21 protein-coding genes and 1 tRNA gene are annotated in these 22,855 nt (G+C 42.5%); 12 read left to right on the top strand and 10 right to left on the bottom strand.

Annotated elements, in window-relative coordinates; genetic code table 11:
- Window positions 1-33: 33 nt before the first annotated feature.
- From NHB34_RS00760 to NHB34_RS00745, 4 genes are read left to right on the top strand one after another with little or no spacing between them, the layout of a single operon-like run.
- Window positions 34-1,308, top strand: coding sequence for a UbiH/UbiF family hydroxylase (locus tag NHB34_RS00760; protein ID WP_353427655.1), 1,275 nt, complete (start codon window positions 34-36; stop codon window positions 1,306-1,308).
- A complete protein-coding gene (locus NHB34_RS00755; RefSeq protein WP_353427654.1) occupies window positions 1,301-2,041 on the top strand; it encodes a DsbC family protein in 741 nt (246 codons plus the stop codon). The genes NHB34_RS00760 and NHB34_RS00755 overlap by 8 nt, the downstream gene beginning before the upstream one ends.
- Window positions 2,042-2,051: 10 nt before the next feature.
- Window positions 2,052-3,857 (top strand): PDZ domain-containing protein, encoded by a 1,806-nt coding sequence (locus NHB34_RS00750; RefSeq protein ID WP_353427653.1) that lies wholly within the window; start codon window positions 2,052-2,054, stop codon window positions 3,855-3,857.
- An 8-nt stretch (window positions 3,858-3,865) separates the two neighbouring features.
- Window positions 3,866-4,639 (top strand): uracil-DNA glycosylase, encoded by a 774-nt coding sequence (locus tag NHB34_RS00745; protein WP_353427652.1) that lies wholly within the window; start codon window positions 3,866-3,868, stop codon window positions 4,637-4,639.
- Here NHB34_RS00745 and NHB34_RS00740 read toward each other — a convergent pair.
- A complete protein-coding gene (locus NHB34_RS00740; RefSeq protein WP_353427651.1) occupies window positions 4,628-4,906 on the bottom strand; it encodes a hypothetical protein in 279 nt (92 codons plus the stop codon). The genes NHB34_RS00745 and NHB34_RS00740 overlap by 12 nt on opposite strands.
- 53 nt (window positions 4,907-4,959) lie before the next feature.
- On the opposite strand from NHB34_RS00740, the gene hemA reads away from it, so the two are divergent.
- The 5 genes from hemA to rmuC all read left to right on the top strand — a co-directional run bounded on the left by hemA (window position 4,960) and on the right by rmuC (window position 9,952).
- Window positions 4,960-6,276 carry a glutamyl-tRNA reductase gene (gene hemA / locus NHB34_RS00735; protein WP_353427650.1) on the top strand — a complete coding sequence of 439 codons (1,317 nt, stop codon included), beginning with the start codon at window positions 4,960-4,962 and terminating at the stop codon, window positions 6,274-6,276.
- Window positions 6,277-7,356: a peptide chain release factor 1 gene (gene prfA / locus NHB34_RS00730; protein WP_353427649.1), complete on the top strand. Its 1,080-nt coding sequence runs from the start codon at window positions 6,277-6,279 to the stop codon at window positions 7,354-7,356. It abuts the gene before it with no gap.
- 19 nt (window positions 7,357-7,375) lie between these two features.
- On the top strand, window positions 7,376-8,227 hold the full coding sequence (gene prmC, locus NHB34_RS00725; protein ID WP_353427648.1) for a peptide chain release factor N(5)-glutamine methyltransferase: 852 nt from the start codon (window positions 7,376-7,378) through the stop codon (window positions 8,225-8,227).
- 108 nt (window positions 8,228-8,335) lie between these two features.
- Window positions 8,336-8,644 carry a Grx4 family monothiol glutaredoxin gene (grxD, locus tag NHB34_RS00720; protein ID WP_353427647.1) on the top strand — a complete coding sequence of 103 codons (309 nt, stop codon included), beginning with the start codon at window positions 8,336-8,338 and terminating at the stop codon, window positions 8,642-8,644.
- Window positions 8,645-8,665: 21 nt separating this feature from the next.
- On the top strand, window positions 8,666-9,952 hold the full coding sequence (rmuC, locus tag NHB34_RS00715; RefSeq protein ID WP_353427646.1) for a DNA recombination protein RmuC: 1,287 nt from the start codon (window positions 8,666-8,668) through the stop codon (window positions 9,950-9,952).
- A 195-nt stretch (window positions 9,953-10,147) separates the two neighbouring features.
- Here the strand turns inward: rmuC and NHB34_RS00710 are convergent, their stop codons facing one another.
- Window positions 10,148-11,557, bottom strand: a complete 1,410-nt coding sequence (locus NHB34_RS00710; protein ID WP_353427645.1) for a tetratricopeptide repeat protein — start codon at window positions 11,555-11,557, stop codon at window positions 10,148-10,150.
- A gap of 89 nt (window positions 11,558-11,646) precedes the next feature.
- Here NHB34_RS00710 and NHB34_RS00705 point away from each other — a divergent pair, with 89 nt between their 5' ends.
- Window positions 11,647-12,975 carry an MFS transporter gene (locus NHB34_RS00705; RefSeq protein WP_353427644.1) on the top strand — a complete coding sequence of 443 codons (1,329 nt, stop codon included), beginning with the start codon at window positions 11,647-11,649 and terminating at the stop codon, window positions 12,973-12,975.
- A 6-nt stretch (window positions 12,976-12,981) separates the two neighbouring features.
- Here NHB34_RS00705 and NHB34_RS00700 read toward each other — a convergent pair whose 3' ends face one another.
- The 7 genes from NHB34_RS00700 to petA all read right to left on the bottom strand — a co-directional run bounded on the left by NHB34_RS00700 (window position 12,982) and on the right by petA (window position 18,128).
- On the bottom strand, window positions 12,982-13,905 hold the full coding sequence (locus NHB34_RS00700; RefSeq protein WP_353427643.1) for a hypothetical protein: 924 nt from the start codon (window positions 13,903-13,905) through the stop codon (window positions 12,982-12,984).
- Between the two features lie 180 nt (window positions 13,906-14,085).
- Window positions 14,086-14,161, bottom strand: a tRNA-Thr gene (locus tag NHB34_RS00695).
- A 17-nt stretch (window positions 14,162-14,178) separates the two neighbouring features.
- Window positions 14,179-14,586 carry a ClpXP protease specificity-enhancing factor gene (locus NHB34_RS00690; RefSeq protein ID WP_353427642.1) on the bottom strand — a complete coding sequence of 136 codons (408 nt, stop codon included), beginning with the start codon at window positions 14,584-14,586 and terminating at the stop codon, window positions 14,179-14,181.
- 21 nt (window positions 14,587-14,607) lie between these two features.
- Entirely contained in the window at window positions 14,608-15,219 is a 612-nt protein-coding gene (locus NHB34_RS00685) for a glutathione S-transferase N-terminal domain-containing protein (RefSeq protein ID WP_108468304.1), read from the bottom strand.
- A 90-nt stretch (window positions 15,220-15,309) separates the two neighbouring features.
- Window positions 15,310-16,083 carry a cytochrome c1 gene (locus tag NHB34_RS00680; protein WP_353427641.1) on the bottom strand — a complete coding sequence of 258 codons (774 nt, stop codon included), beginning with the start codon at window positions 16,081-16,083 and terminating at the stop codon, window positions 15,310-15,312.
- 31 nt (window positions 16,084-16,114) lie between these two features.
- Window positions 16,115-17,515, bottom strand: a complete 1,401-nt coding sequence (locus tag NHB34_RS00675; protein ID WP_353427640.1) for a cytochrome bc complex cytochrome b subunit — start codon at window positions 17,513-17,515, stop codon at window positions 16,115-16,117.
- Window positions 17,516-17,525: 10 nt separating this feature from the next.
- A complete protein-coding gene (gene petA / locus NHB34_RS00670) occupies window positions 17,526-18,128 on the bottom strand; it encodes a ubiquinol-cytochrome c reductase iron-sulfur subunit (protein WP_353427638.1) in 603 nt (200 codons plus the stop codon).
- Between the two features lie 137 nt (window positions 18,129-18,265).
- On the opposite strand from petA, the gene mscL reads away from it, so the two are divergent.
- The gene (gene mscL / locus NHB34_RS00665; RefSeq protein WP_353427637.1) at window positions 18,266-18,688 is read left to right on the top strand and encodes a large conductance mechanosensitive channel protein MscL; all 423 of its coding nucleotides are present in this window, start codon (window positions 18,266-18,268) and stop codon (window positions 18,686-18,688) included.
- 25 nt (window positions 18,689-18,713) lie between these two features.
- Here the strand turns inward: mscL and NHB34_RS00660 are convergent, their stop codons facing one another.
- Window positions 18,714-20,903 carry a tetratricopeptide repeat protein gene (locus NHB34_RS00660; RefSeq protein ID WP_353427635.1) on the bottom strand — a complete coding sequence of 730 codons (2,190 nt, stop codon included), beginning with the start codon at window positions 20,901-20,903 and terminating at the stop codon, window positions 18,714-18,716.
- A 137-nt stretch (window positions 20,904-21,040) separates the two neighbouring features.
- On the opposite strand from NHB34_RS00660, the gene NHB34_RS00655 reads away from it, so the two are divergent.
- The gene (locus NHB34_RS00655) at window positions 21,041-22,849 is read left to right on the top strand and encodes a tetratricopeptide repeat protein (RefSeq protein WP_353427634.1); all 1,809 of its coding nucleotides are present in this window, start codon (window positions 21,041-21,043) and stop codon (window positions 22,847-22,849) included.
- The last annotated feature ends 6 nt before the right edge of the window (window positions 22,850-22,855 follow it).

Genomic DNA, 22,855 nt, shown 5'->3' with positions numbered 1-22,855 from the left:
TTGTAATGGGGCTGGTTTCGATATCATCGAGCTATGTCAGAAGTACAACAATCCCATTCCTCTAAAAAACCGCTAAATCCCTCTCAAGTACGGTCCGTAGATGTCGCCGTAGTAGGCGGAGGCATAGCTGGCAAAGCGTGCGCCCTCGGCTTAGCCCAGCTGGGATTAACCACTGCAGAAATTGCCCCAGATTTAGGAAGCCCTACCCCTGCACCTCAAGGCAGTCAGTGGGGGCAAAGAATCTATGCCTTTTCACCAAGCACCCAGAAGTTACTGGCTCACCTGCAAATATGGGATGCCCTCGACCATAGTCGCCTGCAAGTTGTGCGAGATATGCGCATCTATGGCGATCGCGGAGAAAGAAATGATCAACTGCATCTCTCTGCATTTGAGGCTGGCACTTCACAACTTGCTTGGATCGGTGAGTCAAATTTAATCGAGCATACGCTTGATCAAGCAAGTCGCTTTCAGAACAAGCTCGAACGCATTAACGATGCCGTTGAAAAAATTGAAGTGAACACTCAGGGCAGTACCTTACATCTAAAAAATGGTGAGGTTATTCATGCCCAATTAGTTGTCGCGGCGGATGGGGCAAACTCACCTATCCGCTCAGCGATCGGCATTACCGCCAGCGAAGAAAGCTATTTGCAAACTGCAGTCGTTGCAAACTGGATTTGCACTTACCCTCATCTTGAAACGGCCTTCCAATGGTTTTTACCTGGCGGAGATATTGTGGCGATGTTACCTTTGCCAAATAAACAAGTATCGATGGTCTGGTCAACCAGCCCTGAAAATGCATCAGAGCTTTTGCAACTGAATCCATCTCAATGGCAAGAACGTTTTTCATTCATTGCCAATAGCGCTATAGAAAAACAACTGGGTGAACTTACCCTCAACTCCACACCTGCTGCTTTTCCGCTACGCAAAATTCGAGCCACACGTTTTATTGGCCCAGAAGCCAATCCTCAAGTGGCCCTCATTGGGGACGCTGCACATGTAATGCATCCCTTAGCGGGTCAAGGTCTCAATCTCGGATTAAGGGATGTAGCTGTCTTGCTCAATATTATTAGCAAGCGCGAGCCTTTTCGCAAATTAAACGACTTAACTTTGCTCCGTCGTTACGAACGCCAAAGGCAGGGTGACACCAATGCGCTATTGTGGGTGACGGATAAGTTGAAAAAACTATTTTCCGGAACTAGTACTACAGAAAAGCAATTGCGTAATTGGGGTCTTGGCTTGGTAAATAAGAGTCACTTCATTAAACGGCGCCTTATAGAACGCGCACTAGGAGAAATTGATTTTGAATAAATTAAAGTCTAGTTTGCCATCTTCTGTCGCACTTATAGTTGGACTACTTTGCATAAGCTTTGTCACTATAAAGCCTGTTTTGGCGCAAACAGAGCAACAAATTAAAACCGAGATTCAAAAGAAACTTGGCTCTAACGCAAAAGTACGTAGCGTTACAGCAGCACCTGTATCCGGCCTGTATGAAATTCTCGTTGGTAATGAAATTTTCTACACAGACTCTTCCGGTAAATATCTAATTCAGGGCGAAATTATTGAGCTTGCCTCTGGTAAAAATATTACAGAGCAAAGACAAGCCGATCTCAATCGCATTAAATGGACTGACTTAAATCAAGCTAATGCATTAAAGACGGTCCGCGGCAATGGTCAACGCCAATTAGCGATATTTTCTGACCCAAACTGCGGCTATTGCAAACGATTAGAAAAATCTTTGCAGCAACTCGATAACGTCACCATCTACACTTATCTCATTCCCATTTTGTCACCAGACTCAGCTCAAAAATCTAAACAAATCTGGTGCAGTACTGATCCATATAAGAGCTACATAGATTGGATGATCAATGGAACTGTGCCAGCTGGTAAAAATGACTGCAACAACCCTTTAGATAAAAATTTGGCGTTTGCAAAAGCCTATGGCATTACTGGCACTCCAACACTTTTCTTTACCGATGGCAGTCGCTTTCCTGGTGCAGTTCAAGTAAGTGATATTGAGAAAAAATTTAATTCGCTCAAATAAGAAGAAGCTGATGAATAAATCTGATCTGCCAGCAATTCAATACACCGTATGGCCTGCAGACCTACACGGCCATCGCTTCAAGGTAAAGCTACACATTGCCAACCCAAGCCCCCAAGGGCAAGTGGTAAAAATGGCAGCATGGATTCCTGGTAGTTATTTAATTCGAGATTTTTCCAAACATATTGAACATATTGAAGCTTTTGGTGCTTCAAGCAAAAAGAAATTCACTCTTGATCGCATCGATAATAATCAGTGGCGTTTACCTGTAGATATCAATGAACCAGTTGACATTCTTACAACGGTATATGCATTTGATAACTCGGTCAGAGCGGCATATATAGATACTGAACGCGGATTCTTTAATTCCACTAGTGTGTGTCTTGCGGTTGCTGGTCAAGAACATATACCTTGCTCGCTTGCAATTACGGCTCCCGATGACGCCTCTACTGAGCACTGGACAATACAGACCAGCTTGCAACAAGTAAAAACGGATGATCGTGGATTTGGTTTTTACTTAGCCAAAAGTTTTGACGATTTAATTGATCATCCAGTTGCCATGGGTGAATTCCAAGTCATTCATTGGAGTTCAAACAATGTTCCGCATAGCATGGCTATACAAGGATGTTTACACCCTGTTGATGCCGCCCGTTTAGCGAACGATCTACAAGCAATTTGTTCGAGCACTATCAATTTTTTTGAGCCCAAAACAAAAAAGGCGCCATTCACCAACTATCTTTTTCTAGTTAATGCAGTACTCAATGGCTACGGTGGGCTTGAACATCAAAATAGCACCGCTCTACTTTGCCGCAGAGACCAAATCCCACAAAAACAGATTCCGTTAGATGAAACTGCTTATCGTGAATTTCTAGGTCTATGCAGTCATGAGTATTTTCATGCATGGCTGGTAAAACGCATTCAGCCCAAGGCTTTCCAACCCTACGATCTACAACAAAGTAACCACACGCAATTGCTTTGGCTGTTTGAAGGCTTTACTAGCTACTATGACGATCTTCAGCTCTTCAGAAGTAAACGAATTAATCTAGAACAATATCTTCAGTTGGTGAGCAACAATTGGAATAGCGTTCTGCGCGGACCAGGAAGACTTAAACAAAGTCTAGCCGATAGCTCTTTTGATGCTTGGACAAAATACTATCAAGCCGATGAAAACACACCCAATGCTGTGGTGAGTTACTACGGCAAAGGCGCATTGCTAGCACTTGGATTAGATTTACAAATTCGTACATTTTCTAAAAACAAAAAATCATTGGATGATTTAATGCGCCTGATTTGGCAAATGCATGGCTTAACTTTTGATGGCATTGCCGAACAAGGTTTAGATATGCTTTTGGAGAAACTGCTTGGTAGTAGGTTTCAAAAGATATGGGGCGACTTTAAATCACGCTATGTATATGGCACTGAAGATATTCCGCTGCAGAAGTGGATCTCGTCAAAAGTAGTGTCTGTCAGTTTGAAAGCGCAGACAAAGTTAGAGAAGATCAGGCTTCAACTTGGATTACGCCATTCTGATGCAAATGGCTGGCTTAAAATTACCCATGTCTTAGATGGCGGTGCTACTCAAGAGGCTGGATTAGCAGCAGGCGACCTCTTGGCAAGCATGAATGGTCAGCGCATCACCAGTGGTCGCTGGGATAAGGTGCTTAGCAGCCTGACAGAGAATCAAAATATCTCTATTTGTTTTTATCGGGATGATCTTGAGCACGAACGAATCTTAGTGTTGCGCCCCACACAACTCCCAGTGCAATACGATCTCAGCCCCGCTTGCACCATTAACCCTTCCACTGGTCTTTCTGAGTAACAAAGAAGATGCTCTTGTTTTCTAAAGATGCTATTCCACAGGATTGGCGTAAGTTGTTGGGTAATTATTTTGAGACCTCCGAATGGAAATTACTCGAAAGCAATATTCAACATGAATTAAATGCTAATCCAGAAATGATTCGGCCCGAGCCACAAAATTTCTTTAAGGCACTGACATTAACTCCTGTTGATTCTGTAAAGGTAGTTATCCTAGGTCAAGATCCTTATCACTCACCTAGCCTGGCACAAGGTTTAGCATTTTCTATACCAAGCGGGATCTCACCGAACTCACGCGAGTTTCCTAGTTCACTACGCAATATCAACAAAGCTCTCGGCATTGAGGGTTTTGACACGTTACCAAACGGCGACTTGCATCACTGGGCCGAGCAGGGAGTTTTATTACTGAATACCGCCCTTAGCGTTAAATTAGGCGAGGCTGGAAGTCATACCAATTTAGGCTGGAAGGGATTGATTGATCGATTGATATCTGCACTATCAAGCCAAAAATCGCATTTGGTATGGCTGCTTTGGGGTGGGCATGCCCAAAGCAAATTACCTCTAATTTCAGAATTTAATGATCAATTGATTTTGCAATCTTCCCACCCCTCCGGACTGGGGGTATACAAAACCAATTTGCCTTTTTTAGCACCCTACGACAAAGATAGCTGTCGGCACTTTACAAAAACCAATGAATGGCTCATTTCACATCATCTGGAACCAATCCAATGGGTCAAGGCTGCAACCGCAAAAGATGAAAAGACTCAGGGTAGTTTATTTGGCTAAGGTTGTGTAAATGCATCCAACAGCGCAAGCAGCCAAAATTGCACTTGCCCACTCGAGCATTTGTCCAGATTGAAAAAAATTGAAGTACTGGCCCATATAAGAACTCAGAACTGCTGCAATAAACCCCAAAAGGGATGAAACCAGCAAACCTTTTAAGCCTGAAGCCTGAATAATGTTCTTGGGACGTGTTTTTAGGCTTCCTGGATAAAAAATCCAAGCAGAGGCACCAGAGATACCCCCGATTAGCAAAAAAGCCAAAAAACCCATTTTTATCCCCTTTTGCGCCCATTATTGAGGGCATCAAATCTATAATTGCCATTATGAAGTTGTTGACACTCGGCATCAATCATCACACAGCGCCGGTCGCCATTCGGGAAAAGGTCGCCTTTGATCCTGAATTTCTTCAAGAAGCGTTGCACGATCTTCGCCACCATTTGATTGGAGCGAATCAATCAGGCTTGCCCGAAGCAACCATTCTCTCGACTTGTAACCGTACAGAAGTCTATTGCGCCGCAAATGATGCCAGTGCAGCAGACATTCTGCATAAGGCTACTTTTGACTGGTTGGCAAAAACTCAGCAGCTTGCCCCTAGCAGCCTTCAACCACATATTTACTCATTGCCACAATCCGACGCCGTTCGCCATGCCTTCAGGGTGGCATGCGGATTAGATTCAATGGTCATTGGTGAAACCCAAATTCTTGGGCAAATGAAAGATGCGGTTCGTACTGCAAATGATGCTGGTGTATTGGGCACTTACTTAAATCAGTTGTTTCAGAAAACCTTTGCTGTTGCTAAAGAGGTCCGAGGGTCTACAGAAATCGGTGCCCACTCTATTTCTATGGCCGCAGCTGCTGTGCGCTTATCTGAAAGAATCTTTGAGAAGATTTCTGATCAAAAAATTCTATTTATTGGCGCAGGAGAAATGATTTCTTTATGTGCAACGCATTTTGTAGCGCGCAAGCCCAAGAATGTCGCGATTGCTAATCGTACGATCGAGCGCGGGCAAGAGCTGGCAGACTCCATTGCTTCGCAAGATATTCAGGCAGAGTCATTCAAACTATCTGAATTGCCTGGTCGTCTACATGAATTTGACATCATTGTTTCTAGTACAGCCTCATCATTACCGATCATTGGCCTTGGTATGGTCGAAAGCGCCCTCAAGCAACGTCGTCATAAACCCATGGTCATGATTGATTTAGCCGTGCCCCGTGATTTTGAGCCAGAAATTTCTAGGCTTGATGACGTATACCTATACACCGTTGATGATTTAGGGGTCATGATTCAAACGGGAGCTAACCTTCGTCAGGCTGCTGTCAGTCAGGCCGAAGCCATCATTGAAGATCGGGTTGGCAATTTTATGCACTGGATGCAAGGACGTAATGCAGTGCCCCTGATCCAAGATATTCAACAACAAGGTGAACGCTTAAGACAACTTGAACTCGAGCGTGCCATGAAACGTCTCATGCGTGGCGATGATCCTCAAGAAGTGTTGAGCGCGATGGCACAAGGCCTTACTAATAAATTTTTGCATGGCTCACTTTATGCACTACAACACTCCAATGGCGCAGAGCGCGACGCTTTGATTAAGTTACTGCCAAAACTATTCGCCTCTCATAACAAACCAGAAGAACATTAGATGAAGCCCAGCATGCGGGCTAAGCTGGAACATCTAGATACGCGCTTAGCCGAACTCAATTCCCTTTTAACTTCAGAAGAGGCAACCAAAGATATGGATGCCTACCGCAAACTCACGCGCGAACATGCTGATATAGCAATGGTAGTTGAGCAATTTGGCTTGTATAAACAGGCCGAAGCCGATGCACAAGCAGCTGAAGAAATGCGCAAAGATCCAGATATGAGGGACTTTGCAGACGAAGAACAAAAGCAAGCGCTAGCCACGATGGAGGAGCTAGAAGGCAGTCTTCAGAAGCTTCTATTGCCAAAAGACGAAAACGACGAGCGCAATGTTTTCTTAGAAATTCGTGCGGGCACTGGCGGGGATGAAAGTGCGCTGTTTGCTGCTGATCTGTTGCGTATGTACACCCGCTTTGCAGAGCGACAAGGCTGGAAAGTAGAGATGGTGAGCGCTACTGAATCTGATCTGGGTGGCTATAAAGAGGTCGTTCTTCGTTTAGTAGGCCAATCGGTTTACTCACGTCTTAAATTTGAGTCTGGGGGTCATCGTGTGCAACGGGTGCCGCAGACAGAGACGCAAGGGCGCATTCATACATCGGCATGTACAGTTGCCGTCATGCCGGAAGCGGATGAACTTGAGGCTGTCAAGATTAATCCTGCTGAATTACGGATTGATACTTTCCGTGCATCTGGCGCAGGTGGGCAGCACATTAATAAAACAGATTCGGCAGTTCGCATCACCCACCTTCCAACTGGAACTGTAGTGGAATGTCAGGATGACCGCAGCCAGCATCGTAATCGTGAACAGGCGATGAAGGTTCTGGTCTCACGTATCATGGATGCACGCGAACGAGAAAAGCATCAACTAGAGGCGCAAACCCGTAAGTCACTGATCGGCTCTGGCGATAGAAGTGATCGTATTCGTACATACAACTTCCCACAGGGTCGTATCACTGATCACCGCATTAATCTCACGCTCTACAAAATTGATGCCATGATGGATGGCGATTTGGATGATTTATGCAATGCACTCGCATCCGAACATCAAGCCGAACTTCTTGCTGCACTTGGTGATAGCTAGATAATCTACAAATCAATTAATGAGTAAGAGTTATAGTCTGCGCACTTTATTGAGCGGTACATCACTGCCTCGCAATGAGGCACATCTCTTAATGGCGCATGTGCTTGATAAGCATTACCAGCTAGCTCGGTCAACCATTATTTCTCACGATGAAATGGAGCTGAATAAGCCAGCGCTGGAGGAATGGCAAACGCTAGAATCCAGAAGACTCCATGGCGAACCAGTGGCTTACTTGATAGGCAAAAAAGGGTTTCACAACATTGAGCTTCAAGTTGCGCCAGGAGTACTAATTCCCCGTCCAGAGACAGAATTACTGGTTGATATCGCTCTCCAAGAAATCAAGCGAATTAAAAATTCCACACAGAATCCAAAGATCCTTGATTTAGGTACAGGTTCTGGCGCGATTGCTTTAGCTATTGCAAACGAAGCACCCAATGCTCAAGTCCTTGCAACAGATCAATCTCCTGAAGCTATTGCTATCGCTAATTTAAATACAAAAACCCTAGCTCTAGAGGTCCGCGTTGAATTTGCTCAAGGCAGTTGGTATCAAGCCTTAAAAGAAAATAATATTTTTGACATCATTGTGAGCAACCCTCCTTACATTCCATCTCAAGATCCCCACCTAATAGAGGGTGATCTTCGATTTGAGCCCGCAGATGCTCTAACGGATCATTCCACTGGGCTTAGTTGCCTTGAGGCAATTATCTGGGGCGCCAAGGATCACCTCAAACCAATGGGTTTGCTAGCTGTAGAGCATGGATATGACCAATCTAATGCCGTGGTTGAATTGATGAAAACTGCGGGTTTAAGCGATATTCAAACCCATCCAGATTTATCTGGACATCTTAGGGTTGCCTCAGCCAGAAAGTAAGGTTGGCAACTGTCTTTTTTTGGATTAAGTCTTAAAATCAAAGCTATTAAATTTTTAGATCGTTTTTACCGAATTCAGACATTTAATCAGGCTTTTTAGGAAGAATTTATGGATACCCAAGCTCAAATCAAAGAAATTATTACCAGCCATCCCATTGTTCTATTTATGAAGGGCACAGCACAATTTCCACAATGCGGCTTCTCTGGAAATGCTGTGAATATTCTTCGCGCTAGCGGTGTTGAAAAGCTACACACTGTGAATGTCTTAGAAGATGCTGCTATTCGTCAAGGCATTAAGGAGTTCGCTAACTGGCCAACCATTCCACAGCTATATATCAACGGAGAGTTCATTGGTGGCTCAGACATCATGACTGAAATGTATCAGTCTGGCGAACTACAAAAATTAGTCAAAGCTTAATCAAGTTTTTACGTCTACTCAGTGACCTCTGATTTAGCTTCTCTTTTACTGTTTGGCCTGCCACTGGGATTGTGTGCAGGCCTTTTGGTTTATGTTTTTAATCTGCGCTCCACTATTGCACGAATTGAGTTTGAGACCCGAGCTGAAACCACTTTAGTTGACGGCCTTAGAGCCGAGCGAGATCAAGCGCTGCAAAACGCTATTCGCCTTGAGGCTGAACTGGACTCAGAGCGCAAACAAGGACTTGGTCGAATTGAAGCGCTGAACGAAGCTAAAGAAGCGCTTACAAACCAGTTTAAAAATCTGGCCAATGAAATTCTGGAAGACAAATCAAAGCGCTTTACCGAACAAAATGCAGCCAGCCTTGATGCACTCCTCAAGCCATTGCAAACTAAGCTCACTGAATTCAAAGAACAGGTCAGCAATACCTATGGCAATGAAGCCCGTGAAAGACATGCCCTCAAAAGTGAAATTGAACGATTGGCGAATCTCAATTTAAAAATGTCGGATGAAACCCGGTCCTTAACTCAAGCCTTAAAGGGCGACTCTAAGGTTCAAGGCAATTGGGGCGAGTTGGTGCTCGAATCAATTCTAGAGTCCTCAGGCCTACGCAAAGGCGAAGAATATATAGTGCAAGATAGTCACACACAAAGCGATGGCTCGCGCCTGCAGCCTGACGTAGTTATCAAGCTACCTGAGGGTAGAAGCCTAGTTGTTGATAGCAAGGTATCTATTACTGCTTACGCAAGACATGTCGAAACAACAGAAGAGAAGGCCGCTGAGCGAGAACTAGCATCACACATCCAATCCTTGCGTCAGCATATACAAGACTTATCTAGCAAAAACTATAGCTCCTTATATGGCATTGGCTCAGTAGATTTTGTGCTGATGTTTTTACCAATTGAGCCCGCATTTTTATTGGCACTCAAGGCCGCGCCCAATCTCTATCAAGAGGCTCTTGCAAAAAATATTGTATTGGTATGCCCAAGCACATTGATGGCCACCCTCAGAACTGTAGCCCATCTTTGGAGGCAAGATCATCAAAATCGCAACGCACTAGAGATTGCCAAGCAATGCGGCAACCTCTATGACAAGTTTGTAGGGTTTGTTGATGATCTTGAAAAACTTGGTCAACGCTTAGATCAGGCTCAGACTAGCTACCACGATGCTTTTAATAAATTAAAAACCGGTAAAGGCAACCTAATACGCTCCGCGGAAAAAGTGCGGGAACTTGGTGTTAAGCCCAATAAAAACTTGTCGGCCTCACTCGTTGAGTATTCTCAAGAGTCCAACGATATCCAACCGTAAAATAAACAACAAGTCGGTCGCCGAAAATTATCTACCCTGACAAATTATCGGCAACTCCCAAACAGACTTACCCTGGCTGTAATCACAACTTGTTCCAACCTGAGCAGAGGTGGTGACACAACCAGACAGAACTAGGATTGTTATCAGCGCGCAAAGAAATTGGGTTAATTTTTTCATAAAATCAATCTAAATAATTTATTTAATAATTAATGCAACCTGTTTTGTCACAAAGCTAAAACTTAAAATTTGATAGTCCCAATGATATTCTTCAGTAGCCTCTATGAATGCCTTAAACTCATCATCCGCCCAAGTCTTGTAGCCAATAAATTCGTCAAATACTATTACAGTGCCTTTCTGAATTTGCTTTGATAACAAATTTAAAATAGTTCTTGTTGAGCTATATAAATCACAATCTATATGTAGAAGACGTATAGGGCCCCTAAACTCTTCGATAAAAATTGGTAAAGTTTCATCAAACCAGCCCTTATGCAGAACAACATGATTGGGTACATGAGGTAGTTTTCCTAAAGCACTATAACTACCTTTAGGCTCATCATTCCAAGCCTCCGGTATGCCCTCAAAACTATCAAAGCCATGAATAGATTGCGATGCAAGGGTGGCCAACCTTCGTATAGATTTACCGTTGTAAACCCCGAACTCCAAAATGAGACCATCTAACTTTGCATTATACAATGCAAGCTCAAAGGTTCTGATCTCGGTACCCACCAGAAGTGGTAGATCCTGCGCCCTACTCTCTATGTAAGCCCAAGAAGATTGCTCCGCCCTAATTGATTCATCATCAGATATTGACTGCAAAAGGGCATTGCCTTCAGCCGCCCTGCCATAACTATTCAAAATTATTGCCAAGAAAAATTTTAGGGTGGTAGCAGGATTTCCTAATTTAATAGCATTTTTTAAACTTTCGATAGCAGATTCAGGCTGATTAAGGTCCAAGCATACGGAGTGCACATTAAATAAAGCTTCCATGTCTTGCGCATCTATAGATAAAGCCTTCTGATATGCGTCTAATGCAGCCTCAAGATCCCCTATTTGAGATAAAGCAACTCCTAAATTATTCCATGCTGAAAAATACTTCCGATCTAAATCAGTTGCTTTTTCTAAATATGGCACTGCACTGTCAGGATCCATACATTTTAAGTACATTACCCCTATGTTGTAATTTATTCTTGCGGACTCTGACTCAAGTAGAAGGGCTTTTTTATATTTATCCAAAGCGTCCTCATAACGCCCCTGCTTTGTAAGATTATTTCCATGATTAACTAATACCTCTATGCTTTCAGGATATACGCTTGAAATTCCCTCATACAATTGATTAGAAGCATCAAAATTTCTATTTGCGGAGTACAACATACCCAACTGGAGGCAAATGTTTAAATCACCAGGCCTAATCTGATTTGCAGCCTCAAAGTATTTAATAGCATCGCTTAAATTCCCGCGGGATTCAGCGATCAGACCCCTGAGCGATAAAACTTGAGTATTAAAGGGCTCCTTAACCAATACAGAGGCATATATCTCATCAGCATCCTCCAATTTTCCCAACCTATGGAGTACCACAGCGTCATCTATAGAGCCGCGTACAGTCATCTAGCACCTCATTCATTACTGCAAAAGAAATTGCATACCTTAAATGACTTATATTTTATTCTACAAACTTAATCAAATAATATTCATATATGGCAATTCAACCAAAAGACTATTCGTATAATCGAATAGCTATTGCAACTTGCTTTGGCACTTTCCTAGAATGGTATGACTTTCTGGTCTTTGCAAATTTGGCAGTCATTTTTGGGTCTATTTTTTTTCCATCTACCGACCCAAATACTGCACTATTAGCCAGCCTTGCAACATTTGGAATTGGCATGATCATTAGGCCAATAGGCTCAGCTATATTTGGCTCCCTAGGGGATAAGATCGGGAGAAAACCGGTCTTTATCACCACCATTATCTTGATGGGGCTTGCAACTGTTAGCATAGGCTTTCTGCCAACTTATGCGCAGGTTGGCATTTGGGCGCCAATTCTATTAATTGGACTCAGAATTCTCCAAGGAATATCGGCAGGTGGCGAAATCGGCGGCGGAGCAATTTATCTAGCGGAACATGCCGGCAATGCTCACAGAGGCCTTAAGACGAGCTTCCTCCAGCTAATGGGGCCACTAGGCATTATGGCCTCAACAATACAAATTGCGATACTTCAAAAATACCTTAGTCTTGAACAGTTTTACTCGTGGGGGTGGCGAGTCCCATTTTGGATTTCATTTTTACTTTTATTGGTAGCTTTTTATGTTCGAAAATCAGTGGGGGAGACGCCTGTATTTTTAGAGATCTCTAGAGAAAAAAGTCAAACACAGTATCAATTAATTAATAATTTCAAAACCCCAGAGATACGCAAGAGAATGTTTTTACTTTTCTTTTGCATTTCATCAAGCGGAGCAATTTTATTTTTTTGTACCCAAGTCTATGTAGCAATTTTCTTAAAAACAACCGTTAATTTAGAATCAAATCTGGTTGATCAACTATGCATAATATCGTCGATTGCTCTTTTTCCTCTAATCGTGCTTGCTGGATCGCTATCTGATAGATACGGGAGAAAGACTGTCATGCTCTGCGGCATCATACTTAGCGCCATTCTTTTATATCCTGCATTTGGGTTACTTGAATATTTAGGCCTGCTATACATTCAAAATTCAGAACCAATTGCCATTATGAGCTTAGCAGCAGTTTTAGTCTCACTCTCTAGTTTGCTGGCCCTTACTGTAGGTCCACAGACTGCCTTACTTGCAGAACTATTTCCGGCAAAAAATCGCAATAGCGCCGCAACACTGCCTCACAACTTAGCTGCAGGCTGGATTGGTGGATTATTACCGCTAATTATGACCTGGCTAAACCAAATATTTGCAAGTAGCTTAGCGGGTCTTTGCTATCCAGTTATCTTTTTAACCTGCGCTGGTTTGGCGGCTTACTTTTATCTACCAGAAACAAATTCGGTAGCATTAGAAAAATAATTCCAACTAAAAATATAACTTACGCGATAGGCTGCGAATTTTCTTTTTTAATCTTTTTGCTTGGACCACTACCTTGTCAGACAAGTTTATGGCAATATCACATTTTTTGATAGCCGTATCTGATAAAAACACTGAATCAAATTTCGCCATAACAGCATTGGGAGAAAAGTCTTTTGTATAGCAGTCCCAATCTTGTTTTGAGGCCCACGTTTTGTCAAAATCCCAAAATATCCTACGAAGATCTTCTGGGCCTCTATATAAAATTGCTTTTCTACCCAATACATCGATGTGATTTCGCTGCGGGGAAAGCGCGTAAGTAATTACTGGCTTATTATGGGTAGAAAATTCTCCGCAGGCCAAGCCAAAACTCTCGCCTATGCCACGCGCATGAATCATGGCGTCACAGGTGTTAATAAATTTAGATTTAATTTTAGGATTCGGATTCCCTGGCAAAAAAATTACCCGCGGATGATCAATGAAGGGATCAATATTCATAAATAAAAAGTAAATTTTTGAGTTTTCCTCAACTAGGTTTGCAATTGTCTGAATGACAAAATTCAAGTTAAAGCTATCGCTGCCGCCATAACAACCAAATACAGTAGCGTCACTGGGAATGCCAATATCAGGCCTTAGAGAAGTGCCAACATTTGGCAAATTAACAATATGGGGAACGTACGGAATTTTTCTATTGGAGCACTCTGCACTTAACCATTTTGATACAAATGCATAAATGTCCCCGTGCATCTCTTGTAATTTTTGTGGAAATACTGCGTGAATAAGGTTTGGAACTCCAGAGAGATAGTAGTCATCTCGTTCGCCAGATTTAATCAAGTACATTGCATCAATCAAACCAGTTTCAACTACTGAGTTCAGCTCTTGAAATTGATCATAGGGAACCAGCTTAAATTCATTCCGAAATTTTTGAAACACACTCGGCTGAATGCATTCAGAACGGCGATCATAGAAAACGATTGACTCATTTCCCAAGATTTTTTGATTCTGCAATGCATAATCAAATATAGCTATATGAGTACCCCTAAGGGACATCAAGCCTGCATCAAAGCCGATTTTGGTATATGACATCTAGAGAGTTTAAATACCAAAGAGATATGGTGCCCCTTGTCCGACTCGAACAGACCACCTACTGATTACAAATCAGTTGCTCTACCAGATGAGCTAAAGGGGCAATGCTTGTATTTTATCCTATTTCACAATTCTTAAGGATGGTTTTCCTAAATTTGGCTTATCCAGCCCTTCATCTGAGGTATCAGCAATGTGCAAATCACGCACTTTCTCGGGTTCAAATGGGAATGACATTCCTTGGCCATTCTCACGGGCATAAATCGCCAAAACATGGCTCACTGGTACCATAATTTTTCTAGGGATACCCCCAAACCTAGCTTGAAAGCTTATCCAATCATTATCTATCTGAAGTTGATGGCAGGCTTCAATAGAGAGGTTAAGAACAATCTCATTGTTCTTAATGTATTCCATCGGCACTTCAACCCTGCTATCCACAAATACCGCAACGAATGGTGTAAAACCAAAATCCGTGCACCACTGATGTAGGGCACGGATTAGGTAAGGTTTATTGCTTGGAATGTCAGGCATTCTGACTTAGAACGGCACTATTTAGCGACGCATTACCTTCTCGGAAGGGGTCAATGCCTCAATATAAGCAGGCCTACTAAAAATACGCTCTGCGTATTTCAAAAGAGGTGCTGCATTACGCGATAAATCAATTCCATAATGCTCAAGACGCCACAATAATGGAGCAATTGCTACGTCCAACATTGAAAACTCATCGCCAAGCATGTACTTATTTTTCACAAAAATAGGCGCCAACTGAGTCAAACGATCACGAATAGCCAACCTTGCTTTTTCATGAGTCTTTTCAGCAGCTTTACCTTTTTCATTCTCTAATGCTGCGACATGGACAAACAATTCTTTCTCAAAATTAAAGAGGAAGAGGCGTGCGCGTGCGCGAGCCACCGGATCTGGTGGCATTAATTGCGGATGTGGAAAACGCTCATCAATGTACTCATTAATGATATTTGATTCATAAAGAATTAAATCACGCTCAACCAAGATAGGGACTTGGCCATAGGGATTCATTACCGAAATATCTTCTGGCTTGTTAAATAAATCAACATCGCGAATTTCAAAATCCATGCCTTTTTCGAAAAGCACCAAACGGCAGCGTTGCGAGAATGGGCAATTAGTACCCGAGTACAACACCATCATAAATTTATTTCCTTAAATTTCTGCTTCAATACAACAAAAAACATCAAATCTTGCTAGGCGATTGAGGCTCTAAAGTCCTCAACCAGATTTTTAGTGAACATCTTTCCAATAGGTCTTATTTAAGCGCCAAGCCAAGATTGTAAAGATTGCTAAGAATAAGAGAACCACCACGCCAAGTCGCTTGCGCTCTAACTGCACTGGCTCGGCCATCCAAGACATAAACGCAACCAAATCAGCAACGTTATCATCATATTCTTGTGGCTTCATAGTGCCAGGGGTGAGTTGCTCAAACCCAACAAATACCTTCTCCATCTTGCCTTCGTCGTGCGGGTCTTTGCGCTCTTCGAACTTAGCTACACGCTCACCTTGCAGTTGCCATAAAACATGCGGCATACCTACACTTGGATAAACTAAATTATTCCAACCAGTTTGGGTTGTATCGTCTTTGTAGAAGGTACGCAGATAGGTGTACAACCAATCCGTACCACGTGCGCGTGCTTCAACAGACAAATCTGGTGGATTCTTTCCAAAGAAAGCCTTGCCTTCTTTTGGAGTCATCGAGATTGTCATCAAATCACCGACTTTAGCGTCATTCAAGATGAGATTATCTTTGATATGCTGATCAGTTAAGCCAATGTCGCGCAAGCGGTTGTAACGCATGCTAGAAGCGGCGTGGCAATTGAGACAATAATTCACAAATAGTTTGGCGCCATTTTGCAAAGAAGCATTGCTACTCACACGCTCTGGAGCCTTGTCTAAAGGGAAGCCACCTTCATTTGCATTAGCAAATACACCAAAACCAAGGGCAGCAACCACTACGGTTACCTTGCAGATGCCCATCAAAGTTTGCAGAATTCGTTTCATACTAGTTCCTAATTTCTCTCTGGGATCTGAATTAATGAGACTTAAAAGTAACGCGTGTTGGAACTGGCTTGAATGTACCAAGTTTGCTCCAAAACGGCATTGCCAAGAAAAAGCCCAGATAGTAAATCGTGCAAATCTGAGAAATCTTTTCAAATACAGGTGACGGCGGCTGAATGCCTAAGTAGCCCAAGATCACGAAACTCACCACAAATACGCCATAAATATATTTATGGAACTGTGGACGATAGCGAATCGATTTCACAGGAGATTGATCAAGCCAAGGCAAGAAGAACATGATCACCACCGAACCACCCATGATCACAACACCCCAGAACTTCGCATCAAACAGGTAGAAGCCGCCAGCCAAGATAACAGCAATAGCAGCACATACGCCTTTCAGCTTAATGTCTTTAGTGCTCTTTGCAAACATTCCCAAGATCACTGCCAAGAAGATCCATAAAGGCAACAGGAAGTTTGAAGTTGTAGCACGCAACATTGAGTAGAAAGGTGTGAAATACCAAACTGGCGCAATGTGAGGAGGTGTTTGTAATGGGTTAGCAGGAATGAAGTTGTTTGCTTCAAGGAAATAACCACCCATTTCTGGAGCAAAAAACACGATACATGCAAACACCATCAAGAACACACCTAAACCAAATACATCGTGAACAGTGTAGTAAGGGTGGAATGGGATACCGTCTACTGGATGACCATTCGCATCAAGATTTTCTTTGATCTCAACACCATCGGGATTGTTTGAGCCAACTTCATGCAAAGCAATGATGTGAGCAGCAACCAAACCAATCAATACCAATGGAATGGCAATTACGTGGAATGCAAAGAAGCGGTTCAATGTTGCATCACCAACAACATAATCTCCACGCAACCACAATGAAAGATCTGGACCGATGAATGGAATTGCGGAGAACAAGTTCACGATCACTTGAGCGCCCCAATAAGACATCTGACCCCATGGGAGCAAGTAACCGAAGAAAGCTTCACCCATTAAGCACAGGAAAATCGCACAACCGAAGATCCAAATAAGCTCACGTGGCTTGCGATAAGAACCATAGATCAGGCCGCGGAACATATGCAAATAAACCACCACGAAGAACATGGAAGCGCCAGTAGAGTGGAGATAACGAATCAACCAACCCCATGGCACTTCACGCATGATGTACTCAACAGACTCAAATGCTTTTGCAGCATCTGGTTTGTAGTTCATTACCAAGAAAATACCGGTAATGATTTGAAGCGCTAACACCACAATAGCTAAAGAGCCAAAGAAGTACCAAAAATTAAGGTTCTTCGGTGCGTAATATTCGGTTAAGTGAGCCTTAATCGAAGATGTCAGCGGGAAACGGGAATCAACCCAAGCCAATACTTTTTGAGATACAGGAGCATCAGCTGGAACTTGTTTTTCTTGAAATGCCATTTATCTCTCCTTAGGCCTTCTTATCTTCGCCGATCAGAATCTTGGTATCGCTTAAATACATATGTGGCGGCACTTCAAGGTTATCTGGGGCTGGTTTGTTTTTGTATACGCGACCCGCCATGTCAAATGTTGAGCCATGACATGGGCAAAGGAAGCCGCCAGGCCAAGTATTTGGTAAAGATGGTTGTGGACCTGCTTCAAATTTGGCGGTTGGAGAACAGCCCAAGTGCGTACATATGCCCACCACTACCAAGTACTCTGGCTTAATTGAGCGCCACTGATTTTGAGCGTAAGGGGGTGTAAATTGAGAAGGGTCACGCAAAGAATTTGGATCAGCTAATTCACCATCAAGCTTAGATAGCTCAGCCACCTGCTCAGGGGTTCGGCGAATTACCCATACAGGCTTACCACGCCATTCAATAGTACGCATCTCATCAGGCTTCATGCCTGTAATATCGATCTCAACAGCTGCGCCAGCGGCTTTTGCACGCTCAGATGGCTCAAAACTATCTACAAAGGGGTAAAGGGCAGCTGCTGCACCTACGCCGCCAACCGCGGAAGTCGCGATCAGCCAATTACGACGATCCTTGTCCATACAGGGCTTGTCACTCATTTACAAAATTCCTAAAAAGGGTATTTATGGGTGGAAATTGCTTAAAGGTAGGATTTTAAAGTAAAAAGTAGGGTAAGCAAGAAAGTTATAGGGTTAATCTCAGGTTAATCGCTATTTATCCAAAAAAGGGAGTAATTATGGGTGTTTTAAAGGAATTTCGAGACTTTGCAGTCAAGGGAAACGTAATCGATTTAGCTGTCGGCGTAATTATTGGAGGAGCCTTTGGCAAGATCGTTGACTCCCTAGTAAATGACATCGTGATGCCCGTCATTTCGACCCTTTTAGGAGGCCACATTGACTTTACCAACCTGTTTATTGTTTTGGGGCACGTTCCGGAGGGTGTGCCCAGAACCTTCGATGCCCTCAAGAAAGCTGGGGTGCCCATCTTTGCGTATGGCAACTTCATTACAATTTCGATCAACTTTATCCTGCTCGCATTTGTTATCTTTCAAATGGTCCAAGTTGTAAACAAGATTCGCATCATCGACGCGCCTCCCGCACCCCCAACCCCAGAAGATGTTGTGTTGCTAAGAGAGATCCGTGATAGCTTAAAAAAATGAGGGTATTTCGCCTAAAGGATCCGCTTTAATTGATGAACACATGATCCGGCGCTAATTGCGCTGATTTCCTCTCAAGTACGGAAAGGTAAGCAGCCTCGAGATTTTTTATAAACAATTCTGTGTTAAAAAGAGGCTTATTTTCAATATTAGTTTTAAGTTTTACCCTTAAGGCTTGCAAATCATTAGGCGAGCGCCCAAGTTGAATCGCCAAACTCTCGTAATGCTCACCAGATTCGACAATTAGCTCAGGCATATCCAATGCCCTTAGTAAGCTTGCCGATACTCTTCCGGCAAAAGTTGCGCCGACCTGGGCAACTATGGGTAATCCAGCCCATAGCGCATCACTTGCCGTAGTGTGTGCACAACAAGGAAGGGTATCCAAAAAAACATCCGCCAACTTGTGGCGGGCTAAATGGCCTGGAAGATCCATTCTGGTAGAAAAGATAATCCTCCCCTTTTCTAGGCCCCTTTTGTTCGCCTCCAAAAGAATATTTTGTTTTGCAAGTGCGTTGTCCTCTAAAAGCCATAAAACTGAATTAGGAACACATTTCAAAATCCTCATCCAGCTATCAAAAATATTTGGAGTGATTTTATAAGTGTTGTTGAAACAACAATACACAAACGCATCAGATGGCAAGTCAAAATCAGCGCGCTTGAATTCATCATCAGCGATCACCCTCTTTGAATCATTTACCTGGTATGAATTTGGCATGTAAATAATTTTTTCTGAGAAAGATCTCTGATTTTCTTCTGGAATCAGCACCGGATCAGCAATGATGTAATCAATATACTCAGCCCCCATGCTGGCAGGGTACCCAAGATAATTAACCTGAATGGGGGCGGCGTAATTTGCGAAAATTCCTGGCCGGGCAGCCCGGGTAAAACCCTTAATATCAACCGCGATATCAATAGCCATTTGCCTCGATAAGTCAGCAATCGCCGAGTCAGAAAGATGACCCACCTCAATAAAGTGATCGAATGCATTTTGTAGCCTTTGATGCATTTCATCATCGCGTTTTTCGCCAAACGAGAAAGCAAATATCTCAAATTTGTCGCGATTATGGAGCTCGAATAATTCTGCCATCAAGAAAGAGGTTGCATGATTAAAGTAGTCGTTTGAAAAATATCCGACCCTCACCCTCCCACCAGAAATAGGCGGCTTAAATTTTGGCCTTAAATTATTAGCGGGAAATTTATCCGAGACATATCTCTTGGCGGCCTCTAAATTCATTTGCTCAGAGTGTGATGCTACAACCACGGCAAAGGGGGTTGAGGGCCTGCCTTCATGTGAAACCTGGTTACAAAGCATGTTTAGGCTTTCCGTATAATCATCCCACTGCGCAATTTTCATTTTTATATGGAATCGCTCAGAAAATGCATATGGAAGGTCTGGACTAAGAGCCAATGCTCGATCATAAGTTTGAACAGAATCCTGATAACGACCTATATCATGCAGGACCGATGCCTTATTAACCAAAGCAACTACATTATTAGGATCAAGTCTTAAAGCATGATCATAATCATCTAAGGCCTCTCTTGTATGACCCATTTCACTGAACGTAAGCCCCCTACTTATCCAGGCGTCCACAAAATTTGGGTTAATTTGTAATGCTCTAGTAAATGAATTTTTTGCTTCAGGAAACTGAAGCATTTTTCGCAAATCAATGCCTCTATTACACCAAGCCTCAACGTAATTCGAATTTAACTTGATTGCCTCATCATAATTTTTTAAAGATAGAGTTAATTCTCCCAGATCATCATATAGTCTTGCCAAGTTAAAGAATAGCTCGGGTGAGCTTTGATTCAAGGCTAGCGCCTTCTGGTAGTTTTGCAAGGCTTCACTTTTTGCTCCAACCATTGCTTGAGCAGTAGCCAAGTCATGAAGACCCTCAAAAAAATCACCCGCTTTTTCCAAGGAAGATTTAAGACTTTTGATTGCCTCAGCAAGGCATCCCTTTTCCAAACTTGTGGAGCCGTAATAATAAAGAGCAGTTGGCGTACATTCATCTGACTCGCAAGAAAGTTTAAGCAATGCGTAATAATTATCGAGATTACCAGTGCCGCCCGCAATATAAGCAAGTAATTCATTCGCCCTAGAATGTTTGGGGTATGCCAAAAGGATTTTATGGAGAATTACTTCTGCAAGCTGAGCCTTTTTTTCAAGGAAATAAACCTCGGCCAAGGACAGTAGTTGATTTAGCTCTTCGCGGTTCATTAGCAACTTTTTATTCGCACCAATTTATACATAAGACTATAAACAATTTGCTTTCATTTTTATGCTGCAATTAAAGTAAAGGCAAAACATATACACTCGAATATATACTTGAACAATTAAATTGTCTGGCAATAGCAATGGACCCTAAAATTATTTTTCTGCTCAATAAAGCCATTGAAGCCTTACAAATGGCTGAATTTAATAAGGCCATACCTTTTTTAGAGCAAACCCTAAAAATTGAGCCCAAGAATCATCACGCTTTAAGATTCTTGGGGGTCATTCATGCTCAACAGGGAAATTTTGATCAAGCAATTAAATTTATAAATGGCTCTATAGGTGCGTTCCCGAAAAACGGCATCGCATATAGCAATCTCGGAAATATTTACTTCCAGCAGGGATATCTTGATAAAGCGCTTGAGGCCTACTCTAAGGCAACAAAATTTGAACCAAACTATGCAGAGGCATGGTCAAACAAAGGCAATGTTCTTTATGAACTTAAGCGATTTGAGGAAGCACTTAATCATCATGATAAAGCGATATTACTAAACCCAAACTATGCAGAGGCATGGTCAAACAAAGGCCTTGTATTGCATGCTCTTAAAAACTATCGAGAAGCTCTTTTATTACATAGAAGGTCTCTAGAAATTCAACCCCATTCCCCAAAACTCCTGGTGAACAAAGGAATTACACTAAGCGCGCTTCATCAACATGTGGAAGCTTTAAAGCTATATGATCAAGCCTTGGCAATCAATCCAAATTATGTTGAAGCTTTGTCTAATAAAGGCAGCTCACTTCATGAGCTTGGTCAAGACCAGGCATCCCTAGAGCAGCTTGAGAATGCAATATCACTAAATCCCCAATACGCTGAGGCCTGGTACAACAAGGCAATTACACTGAGTGCGCTGAAAAATTATGAGGGCTCCCTTTTTGCCTATCAAAAGGCAATTGACTTGCGAACTAACTATTTTCAGGCCCAATGGAATAAGTCATTAGTTGAGCTATCCCTTGGTAACTATACCAACGGCTGGAGAAACTTTGAGGCACGTGCATTTATCGAAAATAGCCCCTTAAATACAGCCTATAACATGCTTCCAAGACTCTCAAATATTGGGGATATAAAAAATAAAAAGATTCTGATTTGGTCCGAACAAGGCTTAGGAGACACCATTCAATTCTGCAGATTTATACCGGAACTTGAAAAGCTAGGTGCAAATATTACATTTGCTACTCCACTTACACTTCATCAAACCATCAGGACACTTTCTCAAAACATCAATATTGTTGTTGAACCAGAAAACTTAAATGATTACGATTTTCAGCTGCCCTTAATGAGTGCCCCACTGCTATTAAGAACAGATCTTGAATCTATACCCCATAAATCTCCGTATATTTTTGCCGATAAGGCCAAAAGTCAGGCTTGGAGCGAAAAATTAAAGGAATTTAATCAGTTTCGTGTAGGGCTTGTCTGGAGTGGTGGTTTCAGAGCCAATCAGCCTGAGCTTCACGCCATCAATGAACAAAGAAATATTCCCTTAAGCACAATCTCCACCCTACAACATCTTGATAGGGTGACATTTTTCAGCTTACAAAAAGGCGATCCTGCTGAGTCAGAATTGTTGAGAGATAAAGAAGTTTTTTGGCCAAAAAATAATCTAATTAACTACGCATCTGAACTGAAAGATTTTTCTGACACCGCTGCTTTTATTGAAAATTTAGACCTAGTAATTTCAGTCGATACATCTACAGCTCATCTTGCAGCTGCACTGGGAAAGCCAACTTGGATCTTGAATCGCTATGAACCCTGCTGGCGTTGGTTAATAAATAAAACCGATTCACCCTGGTATCCAACAATCAGACTTTACAATCAGGTAAGGAAAAATGATTGGGCAAATGTAATTGAATCTGTAATGCAAGACCTAAAAACAAAAATTGCATCCTTTAACTAAAAAATA

Source organism: Polynucleobacter sp. MWH-UH19D (assembly GCF_040409795.1).
GTDB lineage: Bacteria > Pseudomonadota > Gammaproteobacteria > Burkholderiales > Burkholderiaceae > Polynucleobacter.
This window is presented reverse-complemented; position numbering and strand designations above follow the sequence as displayed.